We start from the raw sequence: 21,497 nt of genomic DNA on the forward strand, positions 1-21,497 counted from the left end.
GTCTGCTCCAGTCTATGCAACGATGATGGTGGACGGTTTCCAACGGCTCGCGAGGTACGCCTCAAGGCTCTCGACCGAGAGCGGCCTTCCGGGGTTGACGATGACGGGCACGGGTGCGGTGGAATGGCGAACGATAACCTCGACCGGAAGCGTGACAGCGATCGGGCAGAGCGCATCGTTCGAAAAGCGTTCCAGCAGACGTTCGCCCACGCTTCCGCCGATCTCGATCGCCGGCTGGCGGGCGGTCGTTAGCGAGATCATCGGGAATGCGGAAAAGAAGACATCGTCCACGCCGACGATCGAAAGGTTTTGCGGAACGGCAAGGCCCATCTGCTGGGCGACGTCCATGGTTCCGAATGCCATCAGGTCATTGGCGGCGATGACCGCCGTCGGCCGCTGCGGCAGCGAAAGCAGCTCACGCGCGCCGCGCATGCCGGAGATGAAGTCATAGCTTCCTTCCGTGACGAGGCGCAGATCTTCATCGAGCCCCAGCGCCGCTACCGCATGCCTGAAGCCATCCGTGCGTTCGCATGCGGCGGACGATTGCAGCGGGCCGGTAATGAAGCCGATGCGCCGGTGGCCCAACGCTGCGAGATGCTCGACCAGCGCACGCACGCCGGCGGCATTGTCCATGCCAACATAGTCGAAGCTGGAGCTCGGCGCATGCGTCGTCTGCCAGTCGGCCGGTGTACGGTGCACGAGAATTACCGGCAGGCCGCATCCGGCGAGCTGCGCCGTCTCGTCGACATCCAGGCTCTGGGAAATGACGACGATCGCATCGACGTCGCGTTTCACAAAAGCGTGGATCGCCGCCTTGCATGTCCGGCCGTCGTTCGACGTGCTGGCGACAAGCGTGGCGTAACCGGCCCGGACGAGAACGGCATTCAGGCCGCTGATGATCTCGTTGAAGACCGGATTGGCGAAATCGGGCAGGATGACGCCGACGGACGACGACTGGCGCGTCACGAGCGCGCGCGCGGCAGCCGACGCCTGGTAGTTCATCTCTCTCGCCATGGCGAGAACGCGCGCCTTGGTGCGCGGCGCGACAATATCCTTGTCATGCAGGGCGTTCGAAACAGTCGACGGTGCGACGCCCAGGGCGTCCGCCACATCGACAATCGTAATACCGCGTCTTGTTCGCCGTCTTTCCCCCATCCTTGCTCCTCCCGCTGATGGTTTTTGCAGTATGCCCAATAAAAACGTTTGCAGAAACGTTTTTATATGAAACTCTCGGAGCTGGGAGAAGATTTCCGGTAAACGACATGTCCCGTGATGCGCCCGCATGGCGCGTGTCGCTGCATGCCTGCGGCCGTCTTGAGTATGCCGGCAGGGCCGGCGAAGATATCGGTGAGGAACTCAATGCAATATAAGGATCCGACCTTCGAATCCGTCGAGGTGGGCGAGACATTCGGCCCGCAGGTCATCGAGATGGACGAGCATTATCTGCGCTCGGCGTGCTTTTCGCTGTCTGACTACTCCGACTGCTATACCAATGCCGATCCGGCGATCGGCTATCGTATCGTCCCCTCGGCAGCGCTGGTTCGCGACGGGGTTGCGCTGTTTTTGACAAAGTACAATCCCAACACCGTGGTCGGCCTGCACCAGTCCGAGGAGCTCTGGTATCATGCGCCGGTGCCCTTCGGCGGGAAGGTCACGCTTACCGGAGAATATGTCGACAAATACGAGCGGCGCGGCAAGGGCTATTGCGTCCTCGATGTCAGCGTGCATGACGAGAGCGGCCGCCTGCTGGTGCGGCAGAAGTCGACGGAGATCATGCGCATTCCGGAGGGAATCCGCATGGGCGAGGGCAGCTCGCCACCCGCAACGGGGCGTGTTTCCGGGGTGATTTCCAAAAACGTTTCTCCCATTGCCCGTGCAAGCCTGGACATTGCCGCCGGCACACCGATCCCTTCCTTGAAGAAGACCGCGCACAACGACGAGATGGCGGTATTCTCCGGTATCCATTTCAATCGGCACAACATTCACACGGACGACAACGTCTCCAGCGCCGCCGGGTTTCGTGCCCGCCTCGCGCAGGGCGTGCAGACGACCTGCTGGATGTCGCAGATGCTGGCCGATTTCTTCGGTCCGGCTGCCTGGTTCTCCTCCGGGTGGATGAAGAACGTCTATCTGCAGCCGGTTTACGCCGGCGACGAGCTGACGACCCACGGGGTCGTTACCGGTCGTACCGACGACGGTCGCCTCGAGCTCGAAGTATGGACCCGCAACCAGGATGGGCTGATGACGGCTGCGGGCTGGGCATCGGCGAAGGTCGGCGACTGAGGAGCCAAACATGTCTGACGGACGCAATCTCAGCGAAAGAACGCCCATGTTCGCCAAAGGGAATCTCGTGGCGGGAGCCAAGGACCTGATGCTGCGCAACATCGCGGTGACCGGCCTTCTCGCGCTCATCATCATCTCCACTTTCCTGTCGCCGTATTTCCTGACGGTCGACAACATCTTCAATGTGCTCCGGCAATGGACTATGGTTGGGCTGATCGCCATCGGCCTCACATATGTCATCATCTCCGGCGGCATCGATCTGTCGGGTGGAGCGGTTCTCGCGCTCGCTACGGTGGTCGGCGCGCTCGCTGCGCCCATCGTCGGGTCGGCCGGCATGATTGCTGTGGTGATCCTCGTCGGTGCTGTCTGCGGCTACATCAACGGCGCTCTCATCACCTGGGGCAAGGTGCCGCCCTTTGTTGCGACCCTGGGCATGATGACAGCCGCGCGCGGGCTTGCGCTTATTCTCAGCGAAGGGCGCACTCTGACGGCTGATCTGGCGCCAGAATTCGTCTTCGCCTTCGGCCGCGGCTATCTCGGCCCGATCCCCATGCCGGTGCTGCTGACGGGGATCGTCTTTATCACGGCAGCCGTGGTGCTGAAATACACGGTCTATGGCCGGCATGTCTGCCTCGTGGGCGACAATCCGGTTGGGGCGCACCGCTCCGGCATCCAGGTCGAAGGCGTCATCCGCAGCGTCTACACGCTGCACGGCGTGCTGGCAGCCATGGCGGGGCTGCTGTTTCTCGGACGTCTCGGTGTCGGCGAGCCGACAGGCGGCATGCTCTTCGAACTTTCCGGCATTGCCGCTGTTGTCATCGGCGGCACGCCCTTCGTCGGCGGCGTGGGCAGCATTCTGCTCACCTTCGTCGGGCTGATGGTGATCGGGCTCACCTACAACATCCTGAACCTGCTCTCCGTCTCGCCCTATGCGCAGGACTTTGCGCGCGGCGTGATCATTGTCGTGGCCGTGATGTTCAGCATCCGACGGGAAGCAAAGAGCCGGGCACGCAGGTGATGCAGAAATCACAATGAGATTCCGGCACGCGCCGGACCAAGTCGATAGGGAGGAAACCATGACTTGCAGACAGATGTTTCGTATCGCGATGCTGGCCGGCACGGTGTTCGCCGCACCGGTTGCCGCAAGCGCGCAACAGGTTGAGATCGGCATTGCACAGCCGAACCTCGAGCATCCCTACCGCGTGGGCGGTATCGAGCGGGCCAAGGATTGGGGCGCCGAGCATCCGGATGTGAAGCTAACGATCGTCGATGGCCGCCGTGACAGCGCGACCCAGCTTTCGGGCGTCGAAGACCTGATCACCCGTCATATCTCGGCAGTCGTCCTGTCGCCGAACGATTCCAAGGCACTGGCACCGATCGCCGATGCCGCCAAGCGCGCCAACGTCCCGCTGATCATCTTTGACCGCAAGCTCGACGTGCCGGAAACGGATTTCGCGGCCTTCATCGGGTCCGACAATATCGAGATGGGCCGCGTCGCAGCCCGCTTCGTCATTGAGAAGATCGGCGAGGAGGGCAAGGTTATCCAGCTCGAAGGAACGCCCGGAGCATCCGCGACTGTCGATCGCAAGCAGGGCTTCGAGGAGGAAATGGCCAAGCATCCGGGCATCACGGTCGTCTCCTATGTTGGTCATTACCGTTTGCAGGAAGCCGTGGCGGCGATGGAAGACGCCGTGACCGCGCATCGCGACGTGAAGGCCGTCTTCGCGCACAATGACACGATGGCGATGGGTGCGGCGCAAGTGCTGGAGGAACAGCGTCTTGAAGGCGTCGCCACCGTCGGCATGGACGGTGCGAAGGAGGGTTGCGAGGGCGTCGCCTCAGGCCGGCTGACGGGTTCGGTCTATTACCCCACAATGTTCCCGGAATCGCTCGACCTTGCGATGAAGGTGCTTGCCGGTGAGACGGTCGAGAAGATGACCTTCCTCGATACGCCGATGATCACCAAGGAAACGCACGACACCTACTGCAAATAATCGGTCGCGGTCGAGGGGGCTGCCCCTCGACCGCCCAGAGGATATGCGTGATGACCCCATTGCTGAAACTGAACAAGATCTGCAAGTCGTTCGGCGCTGTTCGCGCCTTGTCCGACATCGATTTCGAACTCCATGAATCCGAGGTCCTCGCGCTGGCCGGGGACAATGGCGCGGGAAAATCGACCCTCATCAAGATCATCTCCGGCGCGCAACCCGCCGATAGCGGCCAGATTTTTTTCGAGGGCCGCGAGGTGACGGTGCGCAAGCCGGAGGACGCCCGCCAGCTCGGCATAGAGACGGTCTACCAGGACCTGGCACTCTTCGATGATTCCAATGTTGCGGAAAACATCTTCGCGGGACGCGAGTCCGTTCGCAACATTCTCGGGGCGAAATTCCTCAAGGCGGAGGAGATGCACAGCCGCTCGAAGGCGCTGCTGAAATCGCTGAACATTCACATCCAGTCGACGCAGTTCACGGTGAAGGGCATGTCCGGGGGCCAGCGCCAGAGCGTCGCTATCGCACGCGCCGTCGCCTTCGGCCGCAAGGTCGTCATCCTGGACGAACCGACGGCGGCACTCGGCGTGCCCGAGCAGGAAAAGGTCCTGTCGCTGATCAAAGACCTGCGTTCGCGCGGCTTCTCGATCATCCTGATCAGCCACAACCTGCATCACATCTTCGAGGTCTGCGACCGCATCCATGTGTTGCGGCAGGGCCAGACGGCCGGGGTGCGAAAGAAGGCGGAGACCGATCCCGACGATATCGTCAAGCTCATCACCGGCGGCAATCTGGTTGCGCATTGAGCACGATCAGAGGGTTACAAGCCGTCTTCGTAGAAGCGCAGCGCAAGCTCGATCTGCGGGCCGAACATGGCTTTGCCATGCTGCGTGCGGCAGTCGCGCGCTTCGGCCGTTTCCAAAAGAGGCGTCATATGGGGCACATTCACCACATCGCCGACGAAGATGCCGCGCGATGTGCCCGCAAGATCGACTGGCAGCGGATCGTCCGGGGACATGCCGAGGCTGGTGGCGTTGATGACGATGTCGATCTCCTCGCCGGGCCGGCTGTCCGTCGCGCAGAAGACCGTTTTCGGAAAAGCACCGCGCAGCCGGTCCGCGAGCTTTTCCGCACGGTCGCGGTTGCGGTTGACGAGGGCGATGCGGCCAATTCCGGCTTCGGCCAGCGCGCAGCATATGCCGGCGCTGACGCCTCCGGCACCGGCGACATAGGCCGAGGCGCCAGCAATTCGAACGCCCGCTTCGTTCATCGCGCCGACGAAACCGGCACCATCGAGTTGGTGGCCGGAGAACTTCCCGTCCGGCGTCCGGCGAACGACATTGACCGCACCGGAAATACGCGCCGTTTCGCTCAGGTTGTCGAGAAGCGGCAGGATACGCTCCTTGAACGGCATGGTGACGAAGAAGCCCCGGAGGTTTTCGAGGTGGCGCAACCCGGCAAGCGCCGTTTCCAGCGCCTCCGGCCGGATGCCGAAGGGAACCATGCGGCCGGGCAGGCCGTGTTGCGCAAGGTAGGCATTCAGGATGCCAGGCGAGCGCACGAAGGTGATTGGATAGCCGACAAGGCCAAAAAGTCTGTGTTCGTCGCTCACGTCGTTCCTCCGCTTAAAACTTCGACGGATATCGGGGTAACAGAAAAACAGAAAACGAGAAACGTTTTTCGTTGCCATTTTCCAGAAACGTTTTTATACCCGATCGCACCTATCGGGAGGACTGCATTTTGAAAGAGAAATTGACGACCCTGGAGAACGCTCTGTCTCCGATCGTGTCGGGCTCGACGGTGATGATCGGCGGCAGCCTGTTGCGCCGTCAACCCAATGCCGCCGTGCGCCAGCTGATCCGCAACAAAGTGCGCGATCTCACGGTGCTGAGCTGGGCCGGCACGACGGCGATCGATCTGCTTGCCGCGGCCGACGCGATCCGCCGCTGGGAAGGCATCTATGTCGGCCTGTTCAACTACGGGCTTGCGCCGAACTTCCGCCGTGCCGTCGAAAGCGGTCGAATCGAGGTGCGTGACTTCTCCGAAACGGCCATGGTGGCGCGCCTGCGCGCGGCCGCCCAGGGCATGCCCTTCCTGCCGATCCGCACGCTGTTCGGCTCCGATCTCGCCAAGGTGAACCCCGAGCAGATCCGCACCTTCGATTGCCCCTTCACCGGCGAGAAGCTTCAGGCGATCGCTGCCGCCGAACCCGAGTTCACGATCATCCACGGCTATGCGGGCGACAAATACGGCAATGTGCAGTGGCCGGTCGTGCGCGACACGGACGACATGGACCAGCCGATGGCGGCCGGCGCCAGGCGTCTTATCGTGACGGTCGAGAAGATCGTGCCCCACGATGAAATCAAGAAGCAGCCGTCACTGACATACATTCCCGGCAACTGGGTGGAGGCAATTGTCGAGGTGCCCTACGGGGCGCATCCCGCCGCCTGCGACACGCTCTACGACGAAGACGATGCGCATATGAGCGACTACATCGCCCGTTCGAAGACCGCTGATGGCGTCAAGGCCTATCTCGATGAGTTCGCCCACGGGCTGCGCGAACATGCGGCCTATATCGAGAAATGCGGGGGTCTTTCCGCGCTCTCGGCGCTCAACGTCAAGGGGAGGGCATAAGTCATGGCGACCTATTCCAACAATGAACTGATCACCGCCTATCTCGCCCGCCAGATTCAGGATGACGATCTCTGCTTCGTCGGCGTCGGCACGAACGGCCGGGCTTTCACGCTCGCTGTCGGCATGCCGCTGGCGGCCGCGCGTCTCGCGCAGATGGGGCATGCGCCGGGTGCCGCCGTCTACTGGGGCAACCTGCTGGAGCCGGATCTGTCGGTGATCCCCGAGCACTTCACGCAGGATGCCTTCACGCAGTGGCACGCCGCTGCATGCCCGCCGGATACCGGCGTGAAATGTGACATGCTGGCGCGGCGCAAGTTCGACGTGTCCTTCAATTCGGCCGCCCAGCTCGACCGCTACGGGAACATGAACATCACGGCGATTGGCGACTATCGCAAGCCGAAGGTCCGCCTTGTCGGCAGCCTTGCACAGCCCGAGCATTTCGCCTTCGTGCGCCGGCCGATCCTGCTGATGGACCTCGATGCGCGCAGCTTCGTCGAGAAGGTCGATTTCATCACCAGCGCCGGCCACCTGTCCGGCGGTAACAGCCGGCGCGAGGCCGGGCTCGGCGAGGGCGGACCCGCACTGGTCGTAACGGATAAGGCGATCTTCGATTTTGCCGAGGATACCCGCGAAATGCGGCTGAGATCGTTGCATCCGGGGGTGACGAAGGACGAGGTGCTGGCCGCCATGTCCTTCGTGCCGCTCGTCCCCGAAACGATTCCGGAAACCGAGGCGCCGACCGCGGAAGAGCTCGCCCGCATCCGCAAAGACATCGACCCCAACCGTATCCTGCTCAAAGTCTGACCATGCAAGCATCCTCATCCCCCACGGTCTCGTCCCTATCCGGCATTAAAGTGCTGGATCTCTCAAGGTTCATCGCGGGTCCCCACTGCGCCATGCTTCTTGGCGATCTCGGTGCTGACGTCGTCAAGGTCGAGCGCACGTACGCCGGCGACGACACCCGCTCGCTCGGTCCGTACATTGCCGGCGAGAGCATCTATTTCATGATGTTCAACCGCAACAAGCGCAGCCTGACGCTCAACTTCCGCAATCCGGAGGCGCAGGATCTGCTGCGCCGTCTCGTGCTGGAAGCGGATGTGCTGGTCGAGAACTTCCGGCCCGGCACGATGGAGAAGATGGGCTGTGGCTGGGAGGACCTGCACAAGATCAATCCGAAGCTCGTGATGGCACGGCTTTCGGGCTTCGGTCAGAACAACAGCCTTTCAGCGGAGCCCTGCTTCGACGGCATCGCCCAGGCGATTACCGGTTTTATGGACCTGACGGGCGATCCGAAGGGTGGGCCGATGATGGCCGGCACCTTCCTCGTCGATTACGCGACCGCGCTGCATGCGACGATCGGCATTCTTGCTGCCCTCAACCACCGTACCAGGACGGGCGAGGGGCAGGTGGTCGATGTCAGCCTGATCGGCGGTGCCACCTCCATGCTGATGACGGCGATCCCGGAATTCCTGGTGAACGGTCGGCGCATGACGCGGGCTGGGAACCGCGACCGCTATGCGGCGCCCGCCAATACGTTTCGCGCCAAGGACGACGTGTGGATCCACATGGTTGCCGGCAACAACGCCCATTTCCCGCGCTTCGTGAAGATGATCGGCCGACCCGAGCTGTTGGAGGATCCGCGTTTCGCGACGCTTGAAAACCGCATGGTCAACGTGGAGGCGATCGAGGCGATCGCTGCCGATTGGATCGGCACGCACAACGCGGACGAGGTGCTTGCAGCCTTGCGTGCCGCGGAGCTTCCCTCCGCGCGCATCCGCACCGTCGAGGAGGTCGCCAACGACCCGTACATGCGCGAGGCCGGACACATCGTGGATATCGTTCATCCCAAGGCTGGTGTGGTGCCGATGCAGGGGCCGCCGGTCGGCCTTGGCACCACGCCGACGGCCGTTCGGCTGCCGCCGCCGATGCTTGGCGAACATTCCGACCAAGTGCTGCACGAGTGGCTGTCAATGCCCGACGAGGACATCGGCAAGCTGCGTGCGGCGACGGTCATCTGACAGACTTCATCCGCATTTCCAAAGGGTTCAGGGAGGATAGAACGTGAGCAAGGGTAATATGAGCGGCGCGCATGTGATGGCGCAGGCACTGAAGCGACATGGTGTCGAGGTCATCTTCGGCCAGTCCATTCCGGCAGCGCTTTTCCTGGCGGCGCCGCACTACGGCATAAGGCAGATCGGCTACCGCACCGAGAATGCCGGCTCCGTCATGGCGGATGCCTATGCGCGCATCTCGCACAAGGTGGCGGTCGTGACAGCGCAGAACGGTCCGGCGGCGACGCTGCTGGTGCCGGGACTTGCGGAAGCCTACAAGGCCTCGATCCCGATCGTCGCGATCGTGCAGGACGTGGCGCGGCCCTTCGCCGACAAGAACGCCTTCCAGGAACTCGACCATCTCGATCTCTTCAAGGGCGTGGCCAAATGGATCAGGCGCGTCGCCGACGTCAACCGCATCGATGATTATGTCGACATGGCGTTCACGGCGGCTGCATCCGGCCGCCCAGGACCGGCCGTTCTGATCGCCCCGATCGATATGTTCGTGGAGACGGCGGAGAGCCGCAACGACAGCCGCATGGCGTCTCTCGGCAGCTTTCCGCTCGATCGCAGCGGGCCGGATCCGGACCGCGTCGCCGAAGCCGCGAAGCTGCTGGCATCCGCGGAGCGTCCGCTGATCATCGCCGGCGGCGGCGTGCACGTCTCTGACGCCGCCGGCGAGCTTGCCGCCCTCCAGGAGCATTTCTCGATCCCGGTCGCGACCACCGTCATGGGCAAGGGCGCCGTCGATGAAGGGCATCCGCTGTCCGTTGGCATCGTCGGCTACTTTATGGCGACGCGTAGCCGTACAAAGCACCTGCGTGAACTGGTGACGGAAGCCGACGTGATCATGCTGATCGGCAATCGGACGAACCAGAACGGTACCGACAGCTGGTCGTTGTTTCCGAAGGACGCCAAGTATATCCATCTCGATATCGATGGGCAGGAGATCGGCCGCAACTACGAGGCGCTGCGCCTTGTCGGTGACGCCAAGCTCGGTATCAAGGCGCTTTCCGTGGCACTCGAGGGCGAAGACGGCGCAAAGCGGAAAGCCGCTCGGCCGGCGCTTGAAAAGGCGATCTCCGAGGGCCTTACCAAGGGGCGCGCGGACGCGGAGTCTGTCGAGACATCAAATGCAAGCCCAATCCGACCCGAGCGCCTCATGCGGGATCTCGACAGCCTGCTCACGCCCGACCACATCGTCGTGTCGGACGCCAGTTACTCGTCGATCTGGGTCGGCAACCATTTAAAGTCGCGCAAGGCCGGCATGCGTTTCCTCACGCCACGCGGTCTCGCCGGTCTCGGCTGGGGCCTGCCCTATGCGCTGGGCGCCAAGTGCGCCAGGCCCGATGCGCCGATCTTCGCGCTCGTCGGCGACGGCGGGTTCGCCCACGTCTGGTCCGAACTGGAGACGGCGCGCCGCATGGGGCTCAACGTGGTCGTCGCAGTGCTGAACAATTCGATCCTGGGCTATGAAAAGCATGCAGAAAAGGTGATCTTCAACGAATATTCCGATGCTTGCGATTTCACTCCGGTTGATCACGCGGCGATAGCCCGCGGCGCGGGTTGTGAGGGTGTGCGCATCGAAAAGGCGCAAGACTTCCTGCCCGCGCTGAGGGCGGCCTTTGCTGCCAATACCACGACCGTGCTCGATGTCATCACGGACGAGCGCGCCTATCCGCCGATCACCATGTTCAATGACAATTCGGTGCTCAACTACTGAGGAGGCGACGTCATGAAGAAGCTGATGAACAAGCCGTCGGGCTTTGTCGATGAAATGCTCGACGGCCTGGTTTCCGCCAATCCATCTCTGGCGCTCAGCGGCGAGACCGGCCGCGTCGTGCATCGTGCAACAACGATCCGCAAAGGCAAGGTCGGTGTCGTCTCCGGCGGGGGCTCCGGCCACCTGCCGCTCTTTACCGGTTACGTCGGTGAGGGCCTGCTTGACGGCTGCTCGATTGGCAACGTCTTCGAGGGGCCGACGGTCGGTTCGTGCATGGAAGCGATCCGGCTGGCCGACGGCGGCCAAGGCGTGCTGCGGCTCTACGGCAATTATGGCGGCGACCGCATGAACTTCGACATGGCCGGCGAAATGCTGGAGGACGAAGGCATTCGTACGACGACGGTGCTCGGCAATGACGATGTCGCCAGCGCCGGGCCGTCCGAACGGCAGAAGCGCCGCGGCGTCGCCGGCATCATTTACGCCTACAAGACGGCCGGTGCGCTCGCCGAGACCGGCGCCGACCTCGATGCGGTGACGGCTATCGCGCAGAAGACGGTGGATCGCACGCGCACCATCGGCGTCGCACTATCGCCCTGCCAGGTTCCGGGTTCCGACAAGCCGTCCTTCACGCTTGGTGACAACGAGATCGAGATGGGCATGGGTATTCACGGCGAACCGGGCATATGGCGCGACCAGCTCAAGCCGGCGGATACGATCGCCGACGAAATGATCGAGCGGCTGCTGGCCGACAAGCCGGAGGGCGTGGGGAGCAGGGCGTCGATCCTTGTCAACAGCCTCGGTGCCACGCCGCTGGAAGAGCTCTTCATCCTATACCGCCGCGCGCGCACGCAGCTCGAAGCCGCCGGCATTACGATCGTGAGGCCGCTCGTCGGCCACTACGCAACATCGATGGAAATGGCTGGCGCCTCCATCTCGCTCTGCTTCGTCGATGACGAGATCGAGGCCCTGCTGGCGGCGCCTGCCTCCTGCCCGTTCTGGACGGTGACGGCATGAGCGTCACGGTCTCCTCCATTGCCTTCGCAATCGCCCGCGCCAATGAGGCGATGGGACCGCTGGAGCAGGTGTTGAACGATGCGGATGCGAAACTCGGCGACGGCGACACGGGCGGCATGCTCGCCCGCGTCATCGGCAAGATGGCAGAGGTCGATCTGTCGGGCGCGGTCGATCCAGGCACGGCGCTGAGCCAGCTCGCGAAGGCCGCGACGCTTGCCACCGGATCGAGCCTCGGCACTCTTTTCGCCACCGGATTGCTGGCCGCAGGACGAGAGGCGAAGGGGCGCGAAGCGATCGACGCCGGTGACCTCTCCGATCTCGTCGCTACGGCGCGCGACGCAATGATCGCGCGAGGTGGGGCTTCGCTTGGCGACAAGACAGTGTTGGATTCGCTTGATGCCATAGCCGATGCGGTGAAGGATGCGCGAACGCCGGACCAAGCCGCGAGCGCGGCGGCAAAGGCGGCGGCCGACGCTCTCGAAGCGTTTCGCAGCCGGCCGAACCGAATCGGTCGCGCCCGCATGTTCGGGGATCAGACGATTGGCATCGACGATCCTGGCATGCTGGCGATCCGGGAGCTCACCGCTGCTCTGGCACGGTGATCCTCAGTCTGGAGAAACGAGAGGCCGGCGTTCTGCCGGCCTTTTTGCGTTGGGGCCATCCGCCGGCGGCGCGCAGGATTCGCGCAGGACGAGTTTGGTTGGAATGATGACCTCGCGCGGCGTGGGCGGTCGTTTGGAATGGATGCGGCGCATCAGCAGTTCCGCGGCGGCCGCACCCATTTCGCGCTTCGGCAGGCGCAGCGTGCTGAGATTGATGCGGCGCAGTCTTGCAAGATCGATGTCGTCGCAGCCGAGCAGCGACATATCCGCTGGAATGGAAATGCCGAGCTCGCTTGCGGCATCCTGGACGCCGAGTGCGCAAACGTCGTTGCTGGCAATCACGGCTGTCGGACGCTTCTGCATAGAGGCGAAATAGTGCATGGCCTCGTAGCCGGCTTCCACGGTATAGTCGCCACGATAAACAAGGTCCGGGTCGCCGTCGCAGTCGAGCTCAGCAATCGAGGCTTCGAAAGCCTCCAGTCGCTCCTGTGCGGTGCTGGAGGTCGCGGGACCGGTGACGAGAGCGATGCGGCGGTGGCCGAGTTCATAGAGATAGTTCACGCTGTCGCGCATGCCTTGCAGGTTGTCCGAGCCGATATAATCGTCGCGGAAGCGGGCGCTCCGACGCTGGATGAGCACGAAGGGCGTCTTGCCATCGAGCAGCTTGCGCACCTCCGGTGTGTCGCAATGCTGCGAGATCAGGATCATCCCATCGACCTGGCGGTCAAGCAGGGTGTGCATCTGGCTCACCTGCCGTTCGACGAGCTCGTCCGTGTTGCAGAGCAGGATCGTGCAGCCTTCCCGCACGGCGATGTCGTCGATGCCGCGGATGAATTCAGGGATGGCGGGGTTGCTGACATCGGGCACCAGAACGCCGATCGTCGAGCTCAGTTTCATGCGCAGTGAACGCGCCACCACCGAGGGACGGTAGCCGAGCCTCTCGGCGGCTTCCTTTACTTGCTGGCGGGTCTCTTCGTTCACGTGCCGCTTTCCGGCAAGTGCGTTCGAGACGGTGGATACCGCATGGCCGGTCGCCGCCGCGACGTCTCTGATCGTAATCCGTCCTTTGTCGGACACTCTTCAAACTCCAGTTGCAGAACCGATTTTTCGTTCGGCCTGTTTTCATTGCATTTGCGACTTTAGCCGAGAATCGTCGTCTGAAATAGTCATATACTGAGATTGACACGCCGGTTCAGCGTGTTTAATCAAAACACAAGAACCGTTTTTCGAAAAACGTTTTCTGAGGCGGGAGAGGCCTCATATCGCGGGAGGGGTTTCAGGATGCGGCAGGTCCGTATTCGGACAGCGTTAGTAGGGTGTGGCGCATTTGCCAATGCGGCGCTCGTTCCCGCCATGCATGCGGCCGGCATCGACATCGTAGCCGTCTGCGATCCGGATGCGGCTCGCGCCGATGCGACGATGCGGGCGGCAAGAGCCGGCGCCGCCTATGCGGAAATGTCCGAGATGCTATCCGCCGAGACGGTGGATGCCGTTGTGATGGCGGTTGGCCCGACGATCTATCCGACGCTTGCCAAGCAGGCATTTGCACACGGCGTGCATGTCTTCGTCGAAAAGCCGCCCGCGATCACGCTCGTCGAGGCCGGGGCCATGAAGAGCGCGGCCGTGAAAGCGGGAAAGCAACTGGTCGTCGGCTTCATGAAGCGCTTTGCGACGGGTTATCGCATGGCGAGGGAGATCTCCCAGGAAGGTAACTTCGGCGTCGTGAAAATGGTGAATGCGCGGATTACCTCTGGCGTGTGGACGCCGGCTTGGTCGAAGACGCTTACGCCCTTTTCCTTCGTGCTTGATCACAGCGTGCACTTTCTTGACCTGATGCGTTTCTTTGGCGGTCCGGTCGACTGGGTATCCGCCATCAAGACCGAGGCCTCGGACGAGCGCTTCGGTTTCGCCGTGCTGCTCGGTTATGCAAGCGGCGCCGCCGGCCTATTGGAGATATCGAACTACGAGAGCAGGGGTGTCCCGAACGAGCGCGTGCAGATCACGGGATCGAAGGGCGCGAGCGTCACGGTCGAAAACGTATCGCGTGTCACCTATAATCGCGACGCCGAACCCATGGTGGCGGGGCGTGTCTTCTCGCCACAACGCGAGCGTCTGGTATGGGAGCCGAATATGACGAACATCTCCGCGGAGAATGCGTCGCTCGCCCACATGGGCTATGTCGGTGAGATGCGCAACCTTGCCAACGCCTTGACCGCTGGCCTTCCTGTCACGCCCTCTATCGAGGATGGGATTGCCGCGCTCGCGCTGGCGCATGCGATCGTCGAAAGCGACGGCCGCCGTATGAATCTTCAGAGTACAGGTGAGCTTCGAAATGTCGCTGTCCATTGATCTCAAAGGCCGTATCGCCCTCGTCACCGGTGGCGGAACCGGACTTGGCCGGGCCGGTACGAATGCGCTGGTCGCGGCCGGTGCCACCGTCGTCATCACCGGTCGGCGCCATGATGTGCTTGAACAGGCAGCGCAAGAGGCCGGCGCACAGGCGATGGTCTGCGACGTCAGCGATCCGGATGCGGCGAAGGCGCTGGTCGAGCGTATCGTCGCCGAACATGGCAGGCTCGATATTCTCGTCAACGCCGCGGGCCTCAACATTCGCGGCGACTCGTTCGAATACGGGCCGGAAGACTGGGATCGCGTCCATGCGATCAACACCCGCGGCCTGTTCTTCATGTCGCAGGCTGCTGGCCGCGTCATGCGTGACAACGGCTATGGCAAGATCATCAACATCGCCTCCATGGCAAGCGAGATCGGCATGCCGTTCATCGTCGCCTACGGGTCGTCAAAGGGTGGGGTGAAGCAGATCACGCAGGGGCTTGCGGTCGAATGGGGCAAGACCGGCATTCGCGTGAACGCGATCGAACCGGGCTGGTTCAGGACGGAACTGACGGAGCCGCTCTTCCATAACAAGGAATGGGTGGCGAAGGTCGAGAACCGTGTGCCGATGGGCCGTGCCGGAAAGCCGGAAGAGGTCGGCGGCGCGATCGCATTCCTTGCAAGCCCGCTCTCGGACTATATAACCGGCGCCGTGATCAAGGTGGACGGGGGAGCTTTGGCAGCCTGATGCAGGAACAATCCGAAATCGTCGAAACCCCGGAAAACCCGACACTGCTCGAGCGCGTCGGAGAAGCGATCATCGTGCCACTGATGCTCGCCATCATCGCGGTGGGTTTTGTGGCCGTGTGCCTGCGCTATGTCTTGAACGGGCACTACGCCCTGTTCTGGTCCGAAGAGATCATCCGGTATGCTTTCATCTGGCTGTTCTGGCTTTGCGCGCCGATCCTCGTCTGGCGCCGGGCGATGTTCACGGTGGACGTATTCGTCAACATGATGCCGAGGGCGATGCAGCGCGCGGTCGCGATCCTCCTCGATCTCGCCGTCATCGTGCTGATGGGGACCTTCGTCTATTACGGCTGGGTGATGGCGCGCGTGAACGCGCCGCAACTCTCTTCGGCCCTGTCGCTGTCGCTGTTCTGGATCTATCTCGCCATTCCCGTCGGTTCGGCCCTCATCATCCTCGCAACGATCGCGCGCATGGTTCGCGACATGCGCAACGGCACGCGGGAGGCAGGCCAATGACACTCACCCTTTTCGGCTGCTTCTTCGTTTTCCTGCTGCTCGGCCTGCCGGTGGCGTTCTCCACCGGGCTCGCTGCGCTCGTCGTCGTTTTCAACTATCCGATCGTCCAGGAACGCCTGCTGATCACCAAGACCTTCGGCGGCATGGATTCCTTCACGTTGATGGCAATTCCGTTCTTCGTGCTCGCCGGCGAGGTGATGTCGCGTTCGGGCCTCACCAAGCGCATCGTCGATCTCGCCATCGCCCTCGTGGGGCATTTCCGCGCCGGCCTCGCCTATGTCACCGTCATTGCCAACGTGATGATGGCGGGCGTTTCGGGGTCGGCGTCGGCGGACGCCGCGGCCACCGGCTCGATCCTGATCCCAGCCATGAAGGAACAGGGGTACAAGCCGGAATTCGCTGCCCTCATGGTCGCGTTCTCCGCTATGATGGCGCCGCTTATTCCGCCCTCGATCTTTCTCATCATCTACGGCTCCATGGCCGGGGTTTCGATCGGCCGGCTCTTCATGGCTGGCATCATTCCCGGCCTTCTAGTCGGTCTGTCGCTTCTTATCCTCGCCTTCATCGTCACCCGGTTTGCGTCCTTCAAGGTGGATACCGTGACGTTTTCCGGCCAGCGGCTGAAGGAATCCTTTCTGAAGGCGGGTTTCGCGCTCGTCATGCCCTTCGTCATCATCGGCGGCATCCGTTTCGGTATCTTCACACCGACGGAGGCGGGCATCGTCGCGGTGGTCTATGCGCTGTTCTACGGTTTCGTCATCGAGCGTTCGCTCAATCTCAAGAACCTCCGAGAACTGACGATGTCGGCGGCGCTGTCGTCTGCCAACATCATGATGATCGTCGGTTTCTCGGCGGTGTTCGGTACGATCCTGGCGCTCGGCCGCTTCGAGCAGCAGATCACCTCGATACTGTTCTCGATCACCACCGAGCCGCTTCTCGTCGTCACCATCCTGATCATCGCCCTGACGCTGATCGGCGGCCTGATGGATGAGGTCTCGACAGCCGTGCTCTTCGTACCGACGCTTGCCGCCATCGGCGCGCAGATGGGCTTCGATCCGGTGCAGTTCGGCGTCGTCATGGTGCTCGCCATCATGATGGGTGCGGTCATGCCGCCGGTCGGCACGCTTCTGTTCATCGGCGTCAGCATTGCGCGCATCCCGCTGTCGCGCATTCTGGTGCTGGTCTGGGCGTTCCTGATCCCCCTGCTGCTGGTCAATCTTCTGATCGCGTTCGTACCGTTCTTCACAACCTATCTGCCGTCCTTCATGTGACGGCGCAGAAAAGCTCAACGGAGGAGTAGAGCATGTTCATAGAAAAACGTTTCTTGCTTGGTGCGCTGAGCGCACTCGCGCTCATGGCCAGCACAGGTCTCGCGCAGGCGGAAACCACCCTGACGCTGGGCGACATCTATGCCGCAGACCACAGCAACACGCTGGCGGACAAGCGTTTCGCCGAACTGGTGGCCGAGCGCACCAATGGCGACGTGAAGATCGAGGTCTATAGCGACGCCACGCTCGGCAACGAGCGCGAGCTCGCCGAAAGCGTCGTTTCAGGTTCGCTGGACATAGCGCCGAGCGGCATGTCGGGCATCGGCCGTTTCTTCCCGGAACTTCAGGTCCTGGAACTGCCGTACCTCTACAAGGACCTCGACCATATGCAACGCGTCGCGGAGGTGATCGCCCCCGATGTCCAGGCAGCTTTCGGGGCGCAGGGTGTGCGCAATCTCGGCTTCCTCTATCTCGGCCCGCGCTCGATTGCCAGCAAGCGGGCGATCAACACGATCGAGGACATGGACGGACTGAAGCTGCGCGTTCCGGAATCGCCGCTCTATATCGGTTTCGCCAAGGCGCTGAATGCGGTGCCGACGCCCATCCCGTTCCCGGAGGTCTACTCGGCCATCGAAACAGGCGTCGCCGAAGCCTCCGAAGGCGAGCCGGCAACGCTGGCGACGACCAAATGGTACGAGGTCACGAAAAGTGTGAGCCTGACCAAGCATATCTGGCACTTCCGCTTCATTCCGATGAATGCCGCAAAGTTCGATACGCTGACCAAGCAACAGCAGGACATTGTCGTGAAGGCCGCTGCCGAAGCGCAGGCCTACCAAGCTGGGCTCGTCAACGAGTTCAACGCCAAGGCGCTAGAGGAGATGAAGAGCGCTGGCGTAACCATCGTCGAGACGCAGGGCCTCGATAAGTTCGCCAAGAGGCTTGCCACGTTCCAGGACGAATATGCCGCAAGCCTCGGCGAGAAGGCCGTGGCGCTTCTCGCCAAGGTTCGCAGCGTCCAGTAACTCGCACGACGTCCGCCGTCGCGGCACGGCGGGCGCCCCATTCTCCAAGGATTTGATGACGATGGTGCCCGCAGCCTTCAAGGACCCGACCTACGAAAACGTCTATATCGGCGAGAGCTTTGGACCGGTCGAACTCGTTCTCGACGACTTCTTTCTGCGCAGCTATGCCTATGCGCTCGACGATTACAGCGGCATGCAGATTATCGACGGGCTTGTAAAACCGGTGGGTTACGTGCCGCCGCATATGATCGTCTCGGACCTCATGCAGATCTTCCTCACGGTCTATGACCGCGACAAGGTCGTCGGCCTGCACCAGAAGGAAGAGGTCATCCACTACAAGCCCGTGCCGGTCGGCGCGAAGCTCACACTCACCGGCACCTATGTCGACAAGTATATGAAGCGCGGCAAGGGTTATACGGTGTTGGAAAGCATCGCGCGGGACGACGAGGGCGATATCGTCGTCCTGCAGCGGTCGACGGAAGTTATGCGCATTCCTGACGGCATCAAGGTCGGCACGGGTACGGCAGAGCCGGAAAGGCGCATCAGCCCGCGGACGCTGTCCGGATCGCGCGTTGCGACAATATCAGCCGATACCGAGGTCGGCACGGCGCTGCGTCCACTTACGAAGCAAGTCCGCCAGGCGCAAATGTCCGTCTTTACTGGCGCCGAATTCCACAAACAGGGAATTCATACAAATCTGGAGATCGCACACAAGGCCGGCCTTCGTGACTGCATCGCTCAGGGAATGATGGAATCATGCTGGGCATCGCAATATCTCGCCAGCCTGTTTGGCGAGCGGTTTCTTTCGACTGGACGCCATTTTTCGACGTACTTGACACCGATCTACGCGAAGGACCTCATCACGCTTGAAGGTGTTGTCGCAAATCGACAGATAGAGGAGGCGGGCACGCGCCTAGAGGTTGAGTTCTGGTTGACAAATCAGGAAGGTCAGTTAACCGCCGTCGGATACGGTTCGGCGTTACTGTGACTTACCGCGGGAATTCCAGTCGAAAAATTTTGTTGGTGTAAAGGCATACCCAGCCATATCCGTTACGCGTCGGGTTGATCCGTGCGATTCCGAAGCGGCATCTTGCTCGCATCCAACCTGTTCGGCGGCAAGACGCCGATCGCGGAATGCTTCTCGCACGGGCGATGGATCGACGGCAGGACGGGCGTGCCGACTGGTCTGCCGCCTGCAAAGTGATCCTTCATGAAGTATGGCTTATGAGCCTCAGAAGGACATTGAAATGGCAGCGAAAAGACACAAGGCAGAAGAGATCGTCACGAAGCTTCGCCAGGTTGACGTGCTGAATGCGCAGGGAAAATCGATGGCGGAGGCGATCCGGTCGATAGGCGTGACGGAAGTTACATATTACCGGTGGCGTTCCGAATACGGCGGTTTGAAGGGCGACCAGGTAAAGCGCCTGAAGGAGCTGGAAGCGGAGAATGCCCGGCTCCGGCGCGCCGTTTCCGACCTCACCTTGGACAAGATGATTTTAGCGGAGGCCGCCAAGGGAAACTTCTGAGCCCCGCCCGTCGCCGCGCTTGCGTGGACCATGTGATCGATGAACTGACGGTGTCCGAGAGACGGGCGTGCCGAGTCTTGGGTCAGCATCGTTCCACGCAGCGCAAGATCGCAAAGGCTCCGGATGATGAAGCGGCGTTGACCGCCGACATCACGGCGCTCGCCCTCCAGTATGGTCGCTATGGCTATCGCCGCATCACGGCGATGCTGCACCAGGCTGGCTGGATCGTGAACGTCAAGCGGGTTGAGCGCATCTGGCGACGGGAGGGGCTAAAAGTGCCTCACAAGCAACCGAAACGCGGGCGACTGTGGTTGAACGACAGTTCGTGCATCCGGCTTCGGCCGGAATATCCCAACCATGTCTGGTCCTACGACTTCGTCGAGGATCGCACGCACAACGGCAGGAAAATCCGCATGCTCAACGTGATCGACGAGTTCACGCGAGAATGTATCGCCATCAGGGTCGAGAGAAAGCTGAAGGCCATCGATGTCATCGACGTGCTTTCCGACCTCTTCATCCTACGCGGCGTTCCCACCCATATTCGTTCCGACAACGGCCCGGAGTTCATCGCCAAGGCGCTACGGGAGTGGATCGCGGCGGTGGGTGCCAAGACCGCCTACATCATGCCAGGTAGCCCGTGGGAAAACGGCTATTGTGAGAGCTTTAATTCGAAGCTCCGTGATGAACTGCTCAACGGCGAAATCTTCTACACGCTCAAGGAGACGAAGATCATCATCGAAAACTGGAGACAGCATTATAATACCGTGAGGCCACACTCATCGCTGGGCTATAAGCCACCGGCACCCGAAGCAACGGTCTGGTCTCGCCAAAATGGACCCGCGTCAACACCAACTGTGGCTAGCAGGCCGAGCATGCACTAACATTCCAAACGGATCACCCCGTGGGGGCAGGCCAATCATCATGGACCAAAAAGGCATCGTCCGAACTCAGCCAGCCCGTCTTTTCCGCAAATCCATCACGCTCATAATCAAAATGCGCCGAGGAATCCGAAAGTGACAAGAGTTCGACGCCATCGTCATCGAGGTCGAGAACGAGTGGGTCTCGCGGTGGTGCTGGTGGTGCGGGCGGCCAGGTCGGCCCGCGTCCATATCTGGGAGGCTCTTGTAACCAACTAAGGTTCAACGCCGCCATTTTGAAGAGGGAGGCCGAATGCGGTGTCGAGAATGAGTTCATCGCTGTGAAGTTTCAGTCCCGGCATGTCTTCTTCTACCGAACGCTTCAACAAAGGCCCTACGATACCGCGGTCGACGAGGCTGCATGCTAAACAACGGACGTTTAATGCGATACAATGCTATGGGTTTCGTGGCCGGCGTCGAGGGCGACAAGGTGCGCCTGTCGGCCAATGCCGATATCGCCGTGATGCTGGAGGAGGAGCAATCCGGCCGTCCGGTCGATCTCTGACCCGTTTCGGGGCGGCTTGCCTCCGGCCGCCCCGCTTTTCTTTCCGTTCAGGGTGCCCCGATGGAAAACTACGATCTCTATCTGAATTCGCAGAAGCCGGCGATCGGCCTCTACGTGCGTGCCTGGAGTGCTCCCCATTTCACCGGACAGATCGGCTAGTTTGATTTAGCCCTGATGAACTGCCGAGGGGAAGCCATCTTGAGTGCGGAATGGGGATGGATTTCGTTGTAGTCTTCGATCCATCCGTCGATGAGCCGGAGCGCCGTTTCGGCGTCTGGCAGAGCTGATATGCGCACGTAATCCCGTTTCAGGGTTTTGACGAATGCCTCTGACATTCCGTTCGACTGGGGACTGGCGACCGGCGTGAAGC

Annotated in this window: 21 protein-coding genes and 1 pseudogene; 18 read left to right on the forward strand and 4 right to left on the reverse strand. The window is 61.7% G+C overall.

Annotated features, from left to right (window positions below; translation table 11 throughout):
- Positions 1–12: 12 nt before the first annotated feature.
- Positions 13–1,110, reverse strand: a complete 1,098-nt coding sequence (locus B5M41_RS21865) for a LacI family DNA-binding transcriptional regulator (RefSeq protein WP_167719254.1) — start codon at positions 1,108–1,110, stop codon at positions 13–15.
- A 249-nt stretch (positions 1,111–1,359) separates the two neighbouring features.
- Here B5M41_RS21865 and B5M41_RS21870 point away from each other — a divergent pair, with 249 nt between their 5' ends.
- From B5M41_RS21870 to B5M41_RS21885, 4 genes are read left to right on the forward strand one after another with little or no spacing between them, the layout of a single operon-like run.
- A complete protein-coding gene (locus B5M41_RS21870; protein ID WP_167719257.1) occupies positions 1,360–2,283 on the forward strand; it encodes a MaoC/PaaZ C-terminal domain-containing protein in 924 nt (307 codons plus the stop codon).
- Positions 2,284–2,293: 10 nt separating this feature from the next.
- Positions 2,294–3,301 (forward strand): ABC transporter permease, encoded by a 1,008-nt coding sequence (locus B5M41_RS21875; protein WP_134650571.1) that lies wholly within the window; start codon positions 2,294–2,296, stop codon positions 3,299–3,301.
- Positions 3,302–3,359: 58 nt separating this feature from the next.
- Positions 3,360–4,277, forward strand: coding sequence for a substrate-binding domain-containing protein (locus tag B5M41_RS21880; protein ID WP_167719259.1), 918 nt, complete (start codon positions 3,360–3,362; stop codon positions 4,275–4,277).
- Positions 4,278–4,327: 50 nt separating this feature from the next.
- Positions 4,328–5,077 (forward strand): ATP-binding cassette domain-containing protein, encoded by a 750-nt coding sequence (locus B5M41_RS21885; protein ID WP_134650573.1) that lies wholly within the window; start codon positions 4,328–4,330, stop codon positions 5,075–5,077.
- A gap of 14 nt (positions 5,078–5,091) precedes the next feature.
- Here B5M41_RS21885 and B5M41_RS21890 read toward each other — a convergent pair whose 3' ends face one another.
- Positions 5,092–5,883, reverse strand: coding sequence for a shikimate dehydrogenase family protein (locus B5M41_RS21890; RefSeq protein ID WP_167719265.1), 792 nt, complete (start codon positions 5,881–5,883; stop codon positions 5,092–5,094).
- Positions 5,884–6,011: 128 nt separating this feature from the next.
- Here B5M41_RS21890 and B5M41_RS21895 point away from each other — a divergent pair, with 128 nt between their 5' ends.
- Genes B5M41_RS21895 through B5M41_RS21920 form a run of 6 tightly spaced genes read left to right on the forward strand, consistent with a single transcriptional unit; the run spans position 6,012 to position 12,295 of the window.
- On the forward strand, positions 6,012–6,905 hold the full coding sequence (locus B5M41_RS21895; RefSeq protein WP_167719268.1) for a CoA transferase subunit A: 894 nt from the start codon (positions 6,012–6,014) through the stop codon (positions 6,903–6,905).
- A gap of 3 nt (positions 6,906–6,908) precedes the next feature.
- Positions 6,909–7,709, forward strand: a complete 801-nt coding sequence (locus B5M41_RS21900; RefSeq protein WP_134650576.1) for a CoA-transferase subunit beta — start codon at positions 6,909–6,911, stop codon at positions 7,707–7,709.
- 2 nt (positions 7,710–7,711) lie between these two features.
- Positions 7,712–8,923 (forward strand): CaiB/BaiF CoA transferase family protein, encoded by a 1,212-nt coding sequence (locus B5M41_RS21905; protein WP_134650577.1) that lies wholly within the window; start codon positions 7,712–7,714, stop codon positions 8,921–8,923.
- 58 nt (positions 8,924–8,981) lie between these two features.
- Complete coding sequence (locus B5M41_RS21910) at positions 8,982–10,679, forward strand: acetolactate synthase catalytic subunit (protein WP_134650591.1); 1,698 nt, start codon at positions 8,982–8,984, stop codon at positions 10,677–10,679.
- 12 nt (positions 10,680–10,691) lie between these two features.
- Positions 10,692–11,693, forward strand: a complete 1,002-nt coding sequence (locus tag B5M41_RS21915) for a dihydroxyacetone kinase subunit DhaK (protein WP_134650578.1) — start codon at positions 10,692–10,694, stop codon at positions 11,691–11,693.
- Positions 11,690–12,295 (forward strand): DAK2 domain-containing protein, encoded by a 606-nt coding sequence (locus B5M41_RS21920; protein ID WP_134650579.1) that lies wholly within the window; start codon positions 11,690–11,692, stop codon positions 12,293–12,295. Before B5M41_RS21915 ends, B5M41_RS21920 begins: the two co-directional genes overlap by 4 nt.
- Positions 12,296–12,298: 3 nt before the next feature.
- On the opposite strand, the gene B5M41_RS21925 is transcribed toward B5M41_RS21920, so the two are convergent.
- On the reverse strand, positions 12,299–13,372 hold the full coding sequence (locus B5M41_RS21925) for a LacI family DNA-binding transcriptional regulator (protein WP_134650580.1): 1,074 nt from the start codon (positions 13,370–13,372) through the stop codon (positions 12,299–12,301).
- A gap of 102 nt (positions 13,373–13,474) precedes the next feature.
- On the opposite strand from B5M41_RS21925, the gene B5M41_RS21930 reads away from it, so the two are divergent.
- The 8 genes and pseudogenes from B5M41_RS21930 to B5M41_RS26920 form a co-directional block, all read left to right on the forward strand.
- Complete coding sequence (locus B5M41_RS21930) at positions 13,475–14,644, forward strand: Gfo/Idh/MocA family protein (protein WP_134650581.1); 1,170 nt, start codon at positions 13,475–13,477, stop codon at positions 14,642–14,644.
- Complete coding sequence (locus B5M41_RS21935; protein ID WP_134650582.1) at positions 14,628–15,374, forward strand: SDR family NAD(P)-dependent oxidoreductase; 747 nt, start codon at positions 14,628–14,630, stop codon at positions 15,372–15,374. Before B5M41_RS21930 ends, B5M41_RS21935 begins: the two co-directional genes overlap by 17 nt.
- A complete protein-coding gene (locus B5M41_RS21940; protein WP_134650583.1) occupies positions 15,374–15,889 on the forward strand; it encodes a TRAP transporter small permease in 516 nt (171 codons plus the stop codon). The genes B5M41_RS21935 and B5M41_RS21940 overlap by 1 nt, the downstream gene beginning before the upstream one ends.
- Positions 15,886–17,160 (forward strand): TRAP transporter large permease, encoded by a 1,275-nt coding sequence (locus B5M41_RS21945; RefSeq protein ID WP_134650584.1) that lies wholly within the window; start codon positions 15,886–15,888, stop codon positions 17,158–17,160. Before B5M41_RS21940 ends, B5M41_RS21945 begins: the two co-directional genes overlap by 4 nt.
- 32 nt (positions 17,161–17,192) lie before the next feature.
- Positions 17,193–18,179 (forward strand): TRAP transporter substrate-binding protein, encoded by a 987-nt coding sequence (locus B5M41_RS21950; protein ID WP_134650585.1) that lies wholly within the window; start codon positions 17,193–17,195, stop codon positions 18,177–18,179.
- 61 nt (positions 18,180–18,240) lie between these two features.
- On the forward strand, positions 18,241–19,167 hold the full coding sequence (locus B5M41_RS21955; RefSeq protein WP_167719271.1) for a MaoC/PaaZ C-terminal domain-containing protein: 927 nt from the start codon (positions 18,241–18,243) through the stop codon (positions 19,165–19,167).
- A 259-nt stretch (positions 19,168–19,426) separates the two neighbouring features.
- Positions 19,427–20,586, forward strand: a protein-coding gene (locus B5M41_RS21960; protein ID WP_134650587.1) for an IS3 family transposase whose coding sequence is annotated in 2 segments (ribosomal slippage) — positions 19,427–19,691 and positions 19,691–20,586 — 1,161 coding nt in all. Because the reading frame shifts where the segments join, the coding sequence is not laid out codon by codon here.
- A gap of 433 nt (positions 20,587–21,019) precedes the next feature.
- Positions 21,020–21,127: pseudogene (locus tag B5M41_RS26920) on the forward strand (DUF2171 domain-containing protein); the annotation flags it as partial.
- Between the two features lie 155 nt (positions 21,128–21,282).
- On the opposite strand, the gene B5M41_RS21965 reads toward B5M41_RS26920, so the two are convergent.
- Positions 21,283–21,497, reverse strand: a 215-nt coding sequence (locus B5M41_RS21965) for an integrase core domain-containing protein (RefSeq protein WP_230640030.1), incomplete at its 5' end; no start/stop codon positions are given.

Origin of the sequence: Shinella sumterensis (assembly GCF_004514425.2) — a bacterium.
GTDB lineage: Bacteria > Pseudomonadota > Alphaproteobacteria > Rhizobiales > Rhizobiaceae > Shinella > Shinella sumterensis.

Bases quoted from the DNA above. Each gene is read 5' to 3' on its own strand.
- B5M41_RS21875 (WP_134650571.1), top strand. From the start codon at position 2,294: ATGTCTGACGGACGCAATCTCAGCGAAAGAACGCCCATGTTCGCCAAA.
- B5M41_RS21900 (WP_134650576.1), top strand. From the start codon at position 6,909: ATGGCGACCTATTCCAACAATGAACTGATCACCGCCTATCTCGCCCGC.
- B5M41_RS21880 (WP_167719259.1), top strand. From the start codon at position 3,360: ATGACTTGCAGACAGATGTTTCGTATCGCGATGCTGGCCGGCACGGTG.
- B5M41_RS21870 (WP_167719257.1), top strand. From the start codon at position 1,360: ATGCAATATAAGGATCCGACCTTCGAATCCGTCGAGGTGGGCGAGACA.
- B5M41_RS21935 (WP_134650582.1), top strand. From the start codon at position 14,628: ATGTCGCTGTCCATTGATCTCAAAGGCCGTATCGCCCTCGTCACCGGT.
- B5M41_RS21905 (WP_134650577.1), top strand. From the start codon at position 7,712: ATGCAAGCATCCTCATCCCCCACGGTCTCGTCCCTATCCGGCATTAAA.
- B5M41_RS21950 (WP_134650585.1), top strand. From the start codon at position 17,193: ATGTTCATAGAAAAACGTTTCTTGCTTGGTGCGCTGAGCGCACTCGCG.
- B5M41_RS21955 (WP_167719271.1), top strand. From the start codon at position 18,241: ATGGTGCCCGCAGCCTTCAAGGACCCGACCTACGAAAACGTCTATATC.
- B5M41_RS21885 (WP_134650573.1), top strand. From the start codon at position 4,328: ATGACCCCATTGCTGAAACTGAACAAGATCTGCAAGTCGTTCGGCGCT.
- B5M41_RS21945 (WP_134650584.1), top strand. From the start codon at position 15,886: ATGACACTCACCCTTTTCGGCTGCTTCTTCGTTTTCCTGCTGCTCGGC.
- B5M41_RS21910 (WP_134650591.1), top strand. From the start codon at position 8,982: ATGAGCGGCGCGCATGTGATGGCGCAGGCACTGAAGCGACATGGTGTC.
- B5M41_RS21940 (WP_134650583.1), top strand. From the start codon at position 15,374: ATGCAGGAACAATCCGAAATCGTCGAAACCCCGGAAAACCCGACACTG.
- B5M41_RS21920 (WP_134650579.1), top strand. From the start codon at position 11,690: ATGAGCGTCACGGTCTCCTCCATTGCCTTCGCAATCGCCCGCGCCAAT.
- B5M41_RS21915 (WP_134650578.1), top strand. From the start codon at position 10,692: ATGAAGAAGCTGATGAACAAGCCGTCGGGCTTTGTCGATGAAATGCTC.